10 protein-coding genes are annotated in these 13,086 nt (G+C 37.6%); 2 read left to right on the top strand and 8 right to left on the bottom strand.

Features of this window, described 5'->3' with window-relative positions:
- Positions 1 to 53 precede the first annotated feature (53 nt).
- The 6 genes from J2Z32_RS02535 to J2Z32_RS02510 form a co-directional block, all read right to left on the bottom strand.
- Complete coding sequence (locus J2Z32_RS02535; protein ID WP_210087881.1) at positions 54 to 842, bottom strand: ABC transporter permease; 789 nt, start codon at positions 840 to 842, stop codon at positions 54 to 56.
- A 3-nt stretch (positions 843 to 845) separates the two neighbouring features.
- On the bottom strand, positions 846 to 1,655 hold the full coding sequence (locus J2Z32_RS02530; RefSeq protein WP_245251113.1) for an ABC transporter permease: 810 nt from the start codon (positions 1,653 to 1,655) through the stop codon (positions 846 to 848).
- Positions 1,648 to 2,700, bottom strand: coding sequence for an ABC transporter ATP-binding protein (locus J2Z32_RS02525; protein WP_210087596.1), 1,053 nt, complete (start codon positions 2,698 to 2,700; stop codon positions 1,648 to 1,650). Before J2Z32_RS02525 ends, J2Z32_RS02530 begins: the two co-directional genes overlap by 8 nt.
- A 208-nt stretch (positions 2,701 to 2,908) precedes the next feature.
- On the bottom strand, positions 2,909 to 4,096 hold the full coding sequence (locus J2Z32_RS02520) for a glycoside hydrolase family 5 protein (RefSeq protein WP_210087595.1): 1,188 nt from the start codon (positions 4,094 to 4,096) through the stop codon (positions 2,909 to 2,911).
- Positions 4,097 to 4,417: 321 nt separating this feature from the next.
- A complete protein-coding gene (locus J2Z32_RS02515; protein WP_210087594.1) occupies positions 4,418 to 5,326 on the bottom strand; it encodes a DUF4085 family protein in 909 nt (302 codons plus the stop codon).
- A 76-nt stretch (positions 5,327 to 5,402) separates the two neighbouring features.
- Positions 5,403 to 6,206 (bottom strand): nucleotidyltransferase domain-containing protein, encoded by an 804-nt coding sequence (locus tag J2Z32_RS02510; RefSeq protein ID WP_245251112.1) that lies wholly within the window; start codon positions 6,204 to 6,206, stop codon positions 5,403 to 5,405.
- A 167-nt stretch (positions 6,207 to 6,373) separates the two neighbouring features.
- On the opposite strand from J2Z32_RS02510, the gene J2Z32_RS02505 reads away from it, so the two are divergent.
- Both J2Z32_RS02505 and J2Z32_RS02500 read left to right on the top strand, forming a co-directional pair.
- A complete protein-coding gene (locus tag J2Z32_RS02505; RefSeq protein ID WP_210087592.1) occupies positions 6,374 to 7,675 on the top strand; it encodes a helix-turn-helix transcriptional regulator in 1,302 nt (433 codons plus the stop codon).
- Positions 7,676 to 7,873: 198 nt separating this feature from the next.
- Complete coding sequence (locus J2Z32_RS02500) at positions 7,874 to 8,950, top strand: polysaccharide deacetylase family protein (protein WP_210087591.1); 1,077 nt, start codon at positions 7,874 to 7,876, stop codon at positions 8,948 to 8,950.
- Between the two features lie 84 nt (positions 8,951 to 9,034).
- Here the strand turns inward: J2Z32_RS02500 and J2Z32_RS02495 are convergent, their stop codons facing one another.
- Positions 9,035 to 11,701, bottom strand: coding sequence for a metallophosphoesterase (locus J2Z32_RS02495; protein ID WP_210087590.1), 2,667 nt, complete (start codon positions 11,699 to 11,701; stop codon positions 9,035 to 9,037).
- Between the two features lie 3 nt (positions 11,702 to 11,704).
- Positions 11,705 to 12,970: a class I SAM-dependent methyltransferase gene (locus J2Z32_RS02490; protein WP_210087589.1), complete on the bottom strand. Its 1,266-nt coding sequence runs from the start codon at positions 12,968 to 12,970 to the stop codon at positions 11,705 to 11,707.
- Between the last annotated feature and the right edge of the window lie 116 nt (positions 12,971 to 13,086).

Raw genomic sequence — 13,086 nt, 5'->3', positions numbered from 1 at the left:
CAAGATAAAAAAGGTGAGCGGACGAAATGTCCTGCTCACCTTATTAACGTGTTTTATGAACCTGCTCCGCGGTACCGCTTCACACCTTGATTCCAAGCAATGATCCCAATCGTAAAAAAGACAATTCCTACGACCGGGGTTAGGAATGCCATCTGGGACAACCCTTCCTTTTGCAAAAATAAAGAGGCAGGGTAGACCCCTACAAATGCAAATGGGATAATCCATGTTAATAACACTTGAATCGCTCGATTGTAAATCGTAACTGGATAACGCCCATAACCTTGAATGTTATACATAAGGGGTAAAATCCCCGTTGGGGCATCAGAGTAAAAAGAAATCGATGTCAAAATCGTATAAATCCCTGTGTAAATGGCTACAGCACTTAACGTAAGAATAATAATTGCTGGAATGCTCCACCAAGGCCACACGAGATCAAGCTGTGCGCCACTAACGATCATAATGACAATACCAACAATCGAGCCCATTAATGCAGGAGGGTCTACATTTTCAAGAAAGATTTGAAATAAATTGTGGGCTGGTCTTGTCATGATTCGGTCCATTTCCCCTTTTACAATGTAACGCTCACTAAAGCCCCATAAGTTCACAAAGCAGCTAAACACACCATAAGGAAGCATAAAAAACCCATATACAAAGATAACCTCATTTTGACTCCAGCCACCTAAGCTATTTGTATGCATAAAGATGACAAAAATAAAAATCAAATTCGTCACCTGGAACATCAAATCTGAAATGACCTCAACCCAAAAATCAGCACGGTATGTTAAACGAGATTTCATATAATTTTTAAGATATTCATTGATTAGGCCTAAATAATACACTATTTTTTAACCTCCTTGCACAAATACACGTCGTCTTGAAGCGTGGTACAACAACACCATAGGTAGCAATAGAACGATAAACCACACAACTTGAATACCTAACACGTTCCATATACCCACGCCTTCAATCCGACCCGTAAATACAGAGCCTGGAAGGTATGTGATCGCTTGAAAGGGCAAAAATGAGAGTAGCTTAGACAACCATTCTGGAAACAAGCTAATTGGAATGATTAATCCAGAAAACAAATCCACCACAACCCGTTTCATACGCATAAATCCTTCATTATTTTCCACAAAAAATGACATAAGACCTGTAATCATATTAATTTGAGAATTAATTAAAAAGCTAAAAAACAACATCACCAAAAAACCTATCCACGCAACCCATGAGGTGGGCAATGTCACTGGAAATAATAAAATCGCGATCAGCATACCAGGAATCATAAACAACAAGAAACGAAATAGCCCTTCGCCAAAGCCTTGCATCATTTTAACAAGCAAATAATTGTAAGGACGAATAAACTGGATCGCAATGCTCCCATCACGAATATCATTTGAAATCTCACGATCTAAATTGTTAAAGTAAAATGCTCTTGCCATCCATGAAACGGCAATATAGGTCGTCATTTGTGATGCGCTAAAGCCCCCTAGCTCTCCTCCACCACCATAAATCGCTTTCCATGTGAAATAATAAACCCCAATATTCAGCGTATAAATTAAAATCCCTGTATAATAATTAACACGGTAAGCAAGCATGGTCAAAAACCGAATTCTTATAAAATCAACATAAGCGCTCATTTGACTTTCTTTAAACATGTGCAGCTAACTCCTCATGTTGTTCAGATGACTTGGTCTCTGGCTTCTCAGCCGAACCTGAGCTATAAATACTTCGCACAATTTCATCCGTATTTGTCTCAATAATTTTAATATCTGTAATGTCAGCTTGTCCGACAACACGGCTTAACACCTCTGACACGTTAATTTCAAGTGGAATAAATACCTTTGCTCCAAGTTCATTTTCAGCAGACCATGTCACGTCTAGTCCAGTCGTCCATGATTTCAAACGGTCAATTTTTGTCCCAGTACCAAATTGGAAAATAACCTCACGCCCGGTTCCCCAACGGGCCTTTAATTCATCCAAGCCACCATCATAAATGATTTGACCATCATCCAGCATAATGACACGCGAGCAAAGTGCTTCGATATCTTGTAGATCATGTGTTGTTAGCAATATGGTTGTGCCATGCTCTCGATTCATATCCTTCAGAAATTCACGAATTTCAGATTTCACGACGATATCAAGTCCAATCGTTGGTTCGTCCAAAAAGACGATTGATGGATTATGAAGTAAAGCCGCTACAAGCTCACAGCGCATCCGTTGCCCTAAACTTAATTTACGTACAGGACGATGAAGCAAATCTTGTAACTGTAATCGCTCCACCAGTTCATCCAAGCGCTTCTTGTACGCTGCCTGTGGCACACGATATACTTTGCGTAATAGCTCAAACGACTCGATGACACCGATATCCCACCATAACTGACTACGTTGTCCAAACACAACACCGATATGCTGAACAAACTTTTCTCGTTCTTGAAAAGGAACGTATCCGCCAACCTTTAAAAAGCCTGATGTCGGTACTAAAATCCCCGTCAGCATTTTAATTGTTGTTGATTTGCCCGCCCCATTTTCACCGATATATCCACAGATTTCCCCTTCAGGGATTTGGAAGGTAATATCCTTCACTGCAGGTACTTCACGATATTGTCGCTTAAATAAATCTTGAAAAGCACCCTTTAAGCCTTCTCTATTTTTTTGAACCTTAAATGTTTTCCGTAAATCCTGGACCTCGATAGCTGCCATCCTGAAGCACCTCTTTTCACTTTAAGCCTATTTTGCCTGTATTTTTGAAAATCTAGACTTAATGATTATAGTCCAAGCCATATTTTTCGTAAACCTTGTGAAAAGTATGAAAAAGTAAAAAAGCGCTCTCATGGAAGAGCACTAACAAAAAAACGCCCCTCAGATTGAGGAACGTTTATAGCATAATAAACTTGGGTTCAATTTTATTTCACTGAATTCCCTGCATAATTGCATTAATAATGCCTTGCTGTGTCACTGTATTATTGTAGCGATTAAACAAGGCAAAGCCATATTGGCCATTAAATCCGTTATCCCAATACACTGGAACAAATTTATATTTTTTAGCTGTTGCGGTGACTGCTTTGGCATACGCTTCTCTGTACTTATTATTGTTTGAATCATGTGAGGTTTTATCTACAGAGCCAAATTCACCGATCACGACAGGATAACCTTGGACACCAAATTTATCATACATCATTTTAAACTGGGAGTTTAAGTAGTCCTCTTGTCCCCAGTTTGATTTTTTGGCAGGGTTGGTAGCTGTTGCACCCCATTGTGTAATGTTTCCATTTTCTTCACCCGCAAAATCCCATGGAGAGTAGTAGTGTGCAGAAATCATAATTCTTTTTTCATTACTAGGAATACTCGTGGATCTAAAGTTATCACTTGGCACCACAAAACCATAGTTACCAGCGGTAAAGTCAATATTCGTATTCCAACCAGGGACAAGCAACCATCTTGAACCGTTATTTCCACCTGTTTTTCTTACTGTATCTACAAAAATCTGATTATACGCGTTGAGGTTAGCGTAATATGATGGATTCGGATTACCATATTGACCATCAAATACTTCATTCATCGATTCAAAAATAAGGCGTTCACTATAGCCTTTAAATTTATTTGCAATTTGTTGCCATACCTTTTCAAACTTCGCTTTAATTTCATTTTGGTTCCAGCCATTTACGAGTAGCCAGCTCCCTTGCACAGAATTGAAGCCATCTCCATGAATATTAATGATGACATATAAGCCTTCACTATGAGCATAATCAACTACCGTTCTAATACGATCAAGCCAAGCACTATCAATTGTATAATTGGGAGCGCTTCCAATTTTACTTAGATAAGATACAGGAATCCGGATTGTTTTAAAGCCTGAAGCCTTCACCTTTTTAATTAAGTCCTTCGTGATTGTTGGGTTGTTCCAAGCCGTTTCACTAGGGGTACCATTTACAGATGCTTCTAAGGAATTTCCTAAATTCCACCCTGCCCCCATCTCATACACAACTTGATTCGCATTCGCCGCAGATACTGGAGCCGTCCAGCCTGTTAAACCAACAGTCGTTAACAACGCAGCAACAAGAGCTAACATCCCATATTTTTTAAGCTTAGCTAGCATATCCATTCCTCCATTTTAAATTAAGAGATTTAACATATTGAGTTTTAGAATATAATGTTTAATGTTTAAAATTATGAAAAGATTGTGTTCCCAAATTATACCTAAACTCTCACTCCTTTCTATTAAATTAGGAAAAGAAATTACGATACTAGCAGGAAAACTTTTTCATAAAGGGAAAAATAACCTATTTCACCATAAGAATATCATATATATGGAAAAATAGGTACTCTATTTCATTATTTTTTTACTTTTTTTTACACGGAAAATATTATTTCTGAACAAGATATGATTTTATCCTATTCTTTTAATCTCTTTTATTTTTTATTCTTGCTCTATAATAATATCACGACAACGTAAAATCAGCTCTGCCATACTCATCCCTTCAAACAGCACATGAACCTCATAACCACCATCCACGCAGTACAATTCACTGTATAGCCATGCATGATTTACAATTTGCTCTTGTTGCAAAATTATTTTCGACTCAACAAAAGTAATTTTGTTATTTAGCGTAAAGCCCCCACTTGTATCTAAGTAGAGGATTAGATCAGGATTAGATTCAGTCTGAATGTTAGCGTCATTAGCATTAGTATCTACAGGATTAGTTTCAAACTTCAATTCTTTTACAAGACAATCGTGAAAATTAAATTTCTTATGAAGCTCTTCCGGTATTACTTCTTGACTTTGTGCCTTCCGAAACTGCTCTAAGACATCATTCGTATTTTTTTCGCTTTGTTCACTATACTTACTTAATAGCTTTAAAACCTCTTTCGTGCAATAACCTAGAGCAAAAACCCTAATATCCGCAATCTTATGTAAAATAGGCGCAGGAAGTTTAACACGATAATGTTCGCAATTCCACTGAAGGCTTTCTTGGAACTTCTCCTTCCATTCTATTTCATCAAAAGGAGGCCTTGCATCAAATTCAGCAACCTGCTGTTCAAATCTAGTCCGCTCCTCTAAGCTCATCTTAGCAATGATTTCATCGATATTTTGGGTTTTCTCTTTCCCTTCAAGCCACACCTCTACAGGAATAGTATCCGTTAAGTATCTTCTCGGGTCATAATTGTAAAATTCGAGCTGATCCTCAATAAAACGCTTCTCTTTCTCCTTATAAAGGTGTAAAAATAACGCTTCGCTAAATTGCCCCACTTTTTTGTGAACCTTTTTACCTGTGTGTAACCCCATTTGCTGACTTTGCATATACCATTCCTTCGTTAAATATTTCATTTAACCCCTCTTTTCATTACACTTATGTGTGATCATGGACATGCTCATTTTCTTCTACGATTTCTATAATTTATTTTTATTGATTGTAGACAATCGCTTTAAACACTTCATCTAGACGTTTAGTAGAATCATTTTTCTCTTTTAAGTAATTAGTTTGTGCTTCTGAGTTGCCTTGTGAGCTCATGCTCGTGGCCAGCTGCTCGAAATAATTGATACGCTCCTCTAAATATAAGTTTAAGGCAGGAATTTGCTTACCATGGTCAAGCTCATCGCCACTTTTCTTTTGCTCTAATAAAGCTTGAACGCTATTAAAAATTTCATGCTCCTGTGGTATTAACTCATCAACAAGGGTTTGAAATTGGACAGGCGGAATCGTATCATACTTTTCAATCCATCCACATGCCAAAATAGGTCGCAGCACATAAAAATATTTTTTAAGCTTAACTTGCTCCCCTTTTAAATACTCTCTATAGTTTCCCTTTGCCATATGCAAATAATGAAAAATACTTGATTTTGCTGAAAATAAATCAGATACCAAATTGTACAGGGGAATTGTCAGATGCTCCTGATTTAAATATTGAATAGGTGAATGAAGCCATTCTAGTAATGGCGGATTTGATTTGCGTAATAGCTGTAATGCCTTCCGTATATCCCAACCGTTTACATCCAGCTCATCATGTAAGGGGCGCTCAATCACATCTCTTTGCTCAAAAATTGTTAAATAATCGTCAAGAGGACGTACATATATAAATCGCACATCATAATCGCTATTTTGGGATTCGAACCCCCATGCCCGACTCCCTGACTCACATGCGTATATAATTTGAACCTGCTCTTCTTGCTCAATTTGTTGTAGCTTATGTAAAATTTGCTCCTTCATTTTCACAACCTCCTTAAATACATCCTTATAGCAACAAAAAATCATTTATAAGTCTATCATGAGGGAAATTCCCACACATGAACATGGCAAAAGTATTACAACATCCAAATTTTATAACATTTCTGGTAAAATAGAAAAATATACAGCACAGAAACGAGGTTAGACATATGGCGAAAGAAAGCTTTGATAAGGAAATCCAATTGCTCCGTATGCTCGTATTAACAAGTGGCTCATTTAACCGAACTGAATACGCGAAAAGACTAGGTATCTCTGTACATACTTTAGATAAAACGTTACGTAGATTAAAGGATATGATTGAAACTAGCTATCAGCCTGAAACTAATAAATCAGAACAAAGCTTTGACTCAGCGATCGCCTACAATTATTACGATGCCCACGATCCCTTGCTATTACTACTATTTAGGGCAAAGTCAGTTAAACAAAGTGAGATTGTACGTTTGTCTCTTATATTAGCAGCATTAAATGAGGGGCCACGTACCGTTATGGAAATATTAGAATTATCGACAAGTGTGACTACAGAGGATTCCACTTTGCCTGATGAAAAAACGGTTCGTTCTGACCTTAAATATTTAGAAAGCGTTGGGGTTATTGCGAAGCTTGGCACACAACGCCCTTTTCGTTACAAGCTAAATAATGAGCTGGTTACAGCGCTTACTAGTGAGGAGCTACTAGATTTATATGATTATATTGATGTGATGTCCAATACGCAGGTTCCCGCCGTTCCAGGGTACTTATTGCGTGATGGCTTAAAAAAGCAACTCTCTTTGTTTGATCAACAGCATGAACTCTTTTTATATAAATATCATTATTACTCTAGAATTTTAGATGAAGCTCATTTATTTTCGTTACTAGCTGCGATTGCTTCTCATCGTTATATTACATTTACTTATTTTTCACCCAAAAAGGAAGTTAGCTACACGTCACAAAATAGTAATCCGCAATTTCAGAAAGCTTCTTCAGGTAGTTTACAAACAACATTACCTTTAAAAATCGTTTATGATCACCAGTATGGTAGATGGTATTTGATTGGCAGCAATCGAGATGGCATTCGAAAATTTCGAATGGAAGGCATGACTGGCATTACAGAAGGACATGTGGCAGAACAAAAGCATTTTGAAGACAAGCTACAGTCATTAGAGGACGCTTTGAAATATAGTTGGCTTATCGATACAGGTAAAACCGTCAAGGTGCGCGCCTTCTTTTACACTCCTACTGGTGCGCCAATTAATTTTGTAAAGGAACGTGTTCTTCTTCAAGGACAATGGGGAGAAATTGTGGAAGAAAATGAAGAGGGTTTTATTTATGAAATTATGGTGAATGGCATTACTGAGATTAAGCCTTGGTTAAGAAGCTTTGGATCTAGCTGTGAGGTGCTGGAGCCAAGATCACTTCGGCAAGATTTAATTCAAGAATGGCAGGAAATCAAAACCTTTTATGAACAGACTTAATAAGCTTAGTAAAAAAAGAGGATATATTTGTAATAATTCCAGTTGATAACATTTTTTATATTATCTATAATAGAAATGACTTCCATATATTTCTTACTAACATTTTATGAAAGCGCTCTATTTTAATAGAAAGGGGCTGAGCTGCTTCCAAAATTGATTTGATAAAAAATAGATTAGAAATGATTGGGAGGTTTTATGATGCTGAAAGGTAAACTTTTTAAAGGTGCTTTAATCGTTACATTACTTAGCTCTATGTTCATTATTCCACCAGCTCCAAAAGCTGAAGCAGCTGACTTTAAATGTACAAACGGATATGTTGGTCTAACCTTTGACGATGGCCCAAGTCCACAACATACTCGAAGGTTACTTACTGCATTAAATCAAGCTGGCTTACGAGCAACTTTGTTTAACGTTGGACAAAATGCACAAAATAACCCTGGTTTAGTGAAGGAGCAAAAGGATGCTGGAATGTGGATTGGCAATCACTCCTTTACACATCCTGATCTGACCAAATTAAACAACTCTCAAATCACCTCTGAAATTACACGTACACAACAAACGATTCAATCTTCCGCAGGCGTGACACCTAAGTTGTTCCGTCCACCTTATGGCGCTACAAATAACAATGTAAAAAATATTATAGCTCAAAATGGCCTGAAGGAAGTACTGTGGAATGTCGATTCTATGGATTGGAATGGCGCTTCCACAGCACAAATCGTAGCTGCGGCTAACCGACTTAACAATGGTGACGTTATTTTATTACACGAACAATTTAACGCAACCATTCAAGCCATTCCTCAAATCGCGCAAAACTTGCAAAACAAAGGACTTTGTAGCGGTATGATCTCTCCTACCACGGGCAGAGCGGTTGCGCCAGATGATAACCCAGGTAACCCTGGAAATCCTGGTGGCACTGTAGTTAGGGTTGAAGCAGAGAATATGACTAAGAGTGGCCAATATACTGGGAATATTACTTCTCCGTTTAATGGTGTAGCCTTATACGCTAATAATGACTCTGTAAGATTTACTCATAATTTCACTAGTGGAACGAACAATTTTTCACTCCGAGGGGCATCCAACAACTCCAATATGGCACGGGTTGATCTTAGAATTGGAGGCGTGCACAAGGGAACCTTCTACTACGGAGATAGTTACCCTGCTGTGTATACGATAAATAATGTAAGCTCAGGCACTGGGAATCAGGTCGTTGAGTTGATCGTAACAGCAGATGATGGTACATGGGACGCATTTTTAGATTATTTAGAGATTCATTAATGGCATAAATAATATAATAATGGATTATCACTAAATGAAGAAGTCCTGATAAGATGAGCTACTCAACTTTCAGGACTTTTAATACTACAGCCTTGGATCGATTTCCTTTTCCGCTGCTACTTCAAATAATAGATTTGCTGCAATATTTGTATACTCCTTATTTTCAGGTGTAATATCAGCTAACTTTACACCTAGCATTTGCCTTCCTAACCGATACTCATTTAAAGACGTCTTTAATTTACGTTGAATATTTTTTTGCTTGAACAGTTTTTTGTATTTGTGTGGGAAACGATAATCATAACCATAGACAATGCTTAAATATTGTTCATTTCGCACCTTCATATAAGGTACAACGTTATCTGTTACATATTCTGGCTTAATGACCACGCCTTCCATCTGCTTCGTTGTCGTGAGCGTATTGAAGTATTCCCTTGCTACTGAATAACTACCTTCGTCTTCTAAATCTAGCACTAGAAATTCATCCTCAGACAAAAAGGAATAAATTTGAGATGTTGCCCAGTCTGGTATAGACTCATTTCCATTCTCATAAATAAACTTTAAGATTGAAAATGGTTTATAGTTAATTTCTACATTAGAATCATCAGAACCATCTGAAGCATAAATTTCAAGCTGCCGCTTATACACTTCAAATGCCTCCTGTTGATCTGTCACAGGAACATGTCTTTCCATAATTTCACCAACATGCTTATACGTTTGATAGACTGCTGAACCATATTTTTCGTTTAATTCAGCTTTTGTCACTTTAAACTGCTCTTGCTTAAATCCACTTGCCTCAAACTGATTCATAAGCTTACCAAGCTCATGATCAAACCCATGTTCAGCGAGAAAACTTAACTCGTCTCCTAAGGCTTGCTCTATCACTTTAAATTGGCGATCAATTAAGCCTGCACCCATCACACGCCAAGGCAGTAGTTCACCATCCAGCACCATCACTGTAATCTGATTTTCATTCATATAGCTACCAAATTTATTTAAGAATGAAGTATAAATCGAAGTGAGGTCTACCCCTTTTATTTTATATCCGTTCCGACTAATTGCATAACAGGCTTCAAGCTCACGATTCAAGTAAATATTACACCGAGAACCCATATATTTGGGTTGGAGCACTACCTTTCCCACGCCACGATGTTTAAAGTAATCTAATCCTCGCTCTAACGATTCAAGTTCCCCTGTTTCTTCATTTTTATCTGCAGGTGACATCGTGCCTGAAATAAAGTTAACTTGGTTGTGTGTACAATAAGACAATCTACGTAAATCGGCTTCTGCCAACTCATGAACCATTACCCCAGTATTTTCGCGTGCAAACAAGATAGGAAGCTCATCATTTTGCATTACCCCATTTTCACAGGATACTGATTTAAAAAATGGCTTATGCGCAATTTCAACTCCAGTTAGTTTATTACCATGTACTGCACCTGAATCCACATGCACTTTATTTTTCACTCGGAAGGCATGCTTGGCAGCGACATGACCAAAAATATGAAAAGGATGATTACTCACAGCTTCATGCTCAACAAATTTAATTTGCTCCTCAATCGACTCAGTTCGATCTAATCTAAAATTGCGCTGGTGCTTCAAGGACACATTGTCTAGCTTACCAATATACTTATTCTGACATGGAGCATGGGTAATATAAAAGGAAGCGTGCTGTCCGCCTTGACTTGTATAAAACGGCTTCGCAATTTCACATAAATGATTAAACTTATCCCGTAACTGTGCATCTTCCATCAGTACCTTTGTCGAATCAAAGTAGGAGTTTAGCAAATCCTGATCTATTCCCTTTAGCTCACCACGCAAGTATTTGTATACAAAGTTCTCATGGTTCCCAAGTACAAAGTAAAAATATGCTTGATTATCGTACAAAAAGTTAATGATTGCGGCTGTATTTTTCCCTTTATCAATCCAATCCCCGACAAGCACTAATCTTGTATTATCTAACTGTGCGTTTGACACAAGTTTCCCATCTTTAACATCATAACCATAGCGTTCAAGTAAGGAAATTAAAGATGATAGACACTCGTGCACATCCCCAATGACAATATAGTTATATTGACTAGGCAAAAAGGTTTGATGATATAACTCAATATTAGCTATTTCTACAGTGTAGGCTGGATTAGGTAGATCGGCTAATATAAAGTCTTTAGCACGAACCTTGTGAATTTGATGATAACCTTCACGCGCTAACGCCCCTAATACTTCCTTACGCATGCGGTTAAGATGCGCTGTAATAACCTTTTTAGAACGATCCGATGCATAATAATCCTTACGATCCCGATAATCAAACAATACCACTTCTAGGTTGTAATGGTTTTGCTTCGCAATGGCACTCACCTTTTGTCTAAAATCCTCTGCAAGTCCAGTTGTATCTACAACTACAAATTGAGCATTGATCGGAAAGCTAGTCACTGCCTTAAGCTTCTCAAACAACATATGAAACGCACAACTGCTCGCCTCCAGCATAACCTGATCGTATTTATCATATTGGTAGCCTAATAGCTCCTGTCTGATTTCATCCGACGAGATATATTGCACATTACTTTGAACTGTGTTTTGCACTGTACTTTGCAGCGTGCCTTGTATCGCGCTTTGAACAGTATCGTCCGTTGGATCATTAAAAGCGAGCCCCGCCTGTAGCTGAGGAATTAAAATTTGCTTCGCAAAGGTTGTTTTTCCACATTCCGTAGGTCCAACAAGCATAATAATTGTATGTGTATTGAATGTAATTTGCATTATTTACTCCTCCTTCCCTTTTACAATGACGCCTTGAGTTGTATGAATTCCATTTACCGCATCACCGATCTCAATATACTCATAAAAGAATCCAAGCTGCCCCAGTAACTCTTGTATCCAATCTTTAAACTGCGCTTGCCCCATTTCCCACTTGTGATCCTCATGTCTAAACTCAGTAAGCCCATAATAGGGGTTAAAATCCGCATTCGGCGTTGTGATAATCAATTGTTCAAATTTAACATGAATACATAATTGAATAATCAGCTCTGTCGCTTGCTCCATCGTCATATGCTCAATGACCTCAGTCAAAATCACATCACATAACTCTCCGTTATATTGCGCTAAAAACTGATCTAATGAGCTGAAAGTTGCTATATTATCTATATTTTTATTTTCTGCCTTACGGGCTACGGTTTCGATACAAGTTTCGTCGATATCAATCGCATAATAGCTGTCTTCAATTTTTCCCGCAAAAGGAATCGCATAAAAGCCTTCTCCACATCCAACATCAAGTATTGACTTGTTAAAAGGTAAGTGTTCTCTAATGAAGTTACGGCGTTGTTGCGCAGTACCCCCATAAGCAAAATCAATGTTGTACCATTTCGTTTGCTCCAATACTGCTTTATATTTTTGGAATCTATTTTTTCCATTTAAGAAATTACGAACAAATAAACTACGAATATAAAATGGAGCATCGATAATCCCAATACTTTTAATATATTTATCTAAAATACTGTCCGTCACATCCAAATGTTCATTACCAAACATTGCTAAAAATAGACAAAGTACATTGGCAGTATGGAGAAGCTCATATAAACTAGTTTGAGACGTTAGTGTTAAGGAATAGCTTTTATGCGCCTTATGCTCCATTTTGAACTGAACATCTGTAATATGTTGCTCAAAAAATATAACATATTTAGGTAGCTCAATATGAATTAGATTAATACATAACGTATGTGTATAGCCTGCTTGATCTTGCTCATGTTGTGCTTTGGTTGGTGCAGAGAAAAACTCATGAAACGCATTAAGCGGAAATAGCGGCGTGTTGTATCTGGATACGTTTAAATATTCAAATTCCTCTTGCTGGTGCTGCTTAAAGGAAACCTCATTATCCGCATCTCGAAAATAAACATTGTAGGTTGCTTCATCACTGTACCAGCCATAGGCTAGCCCTTTACGAACTGCACGAACCTGCATCCCTGATTGTGGATTTTTTCTTATTAAAAAGCTGAATGCAGGATTAGTTGATTTTAATTGTAAAATTGCCATGTTCTTTCGCTCCCAACTCATTTCTTATGTACTTATTTTGCATTAAATTCCCAACCCTGAACATGGCAAAAGTATTACAAAAGCTATTTCTTTAAAATGCGTATGCACGATTTCCC

It is taken from the genome of Paenibacillus turicensis (genome assembly GCF_017873435.1).
GTDB classification, from domain to species: domain Bacteria; phylum Bacillota; class Bacilli; order Paenibacillales; family Paenibacillaceae; genus Fontibacillus; species Fontibacillus turicensis.
The sequence above is the reverse complement of the archived record's forward strand: the minus strand, read 5'-3'. Positions and strand labels throughout refer to the sequence as shown.

What these genes read in the sequence shown, in the direction of transcription:
- J2Z32_RS02530 (WP_245251113.1), bottom strand. Translation starts at nt 1,655, where the DNA reads ATGTTTAAAGAAAGTCAAATGAGCGCTTATGTTGATTTTATAAGAATT.
- J2Z32_RS02525 (WP_210087596.1), bottom strand. Translation starts at nt 2,700, where the DNA reads ATGGCAGCTATCGAGGTCCAGGATTTACGGAAAACATTTAAGGTTCAA.
- J2Z32_RS02520 (WP_210087595.1), bottom strand. Translation starts at nt 4,096, where the DNA reads ATGCTAGCTAAGCTTAAAAAATATGGGATGTTAGCTCTTGTTGCTGCG.
- J2Z32_RS02515 (WP_210087594.1), bottom strand. Translation starts at nt 5,326, where the DNA reads ATGAAATATTTAACGAAGGAATGGTATATGCAAAGTCAGCAAATGGGG.
- J2Z32_RS02510 (WP_245251112.1), bottom strand. Translation starts at nt 6,206, where the DNA reads ATGAAGGAGCAAATTTTACATAAGCTACAACAAATTGAGCAAGAAGAG.
- J2Z32_RS02505 (WP_210087592.1), top strand. Translation starts at nt 6,374, where the DNA reads ATGGCGAAAGAAAGCTTTGATAAGGAAATCCAATTGCTCCGTATGCTC.
- J2Z32_RS02500 (WP_210087591.1), top strand. Translation starts at nt 7,874, where the DNA reads ATGCTGAAAGGTAAACTTTTTAAAGGTGCTTTAATCGTTACATTACTT.
- J2Z32_RS02495 (WP_210087590.1), bottom strand. Translation starts at nt 11,701, where the DNA reads ATGCAAATTACATTCAATACACATACAATTATTATGCTTGTTGGACCT.
- J2Z32_RS02490 (WP_210087589.1), bottom strand. Translation starts at nt 12,970, where the DNA reads ATGGCAATTTTACAATTAAAATCAACTAATCCTGCATTCAGCTTTTTA.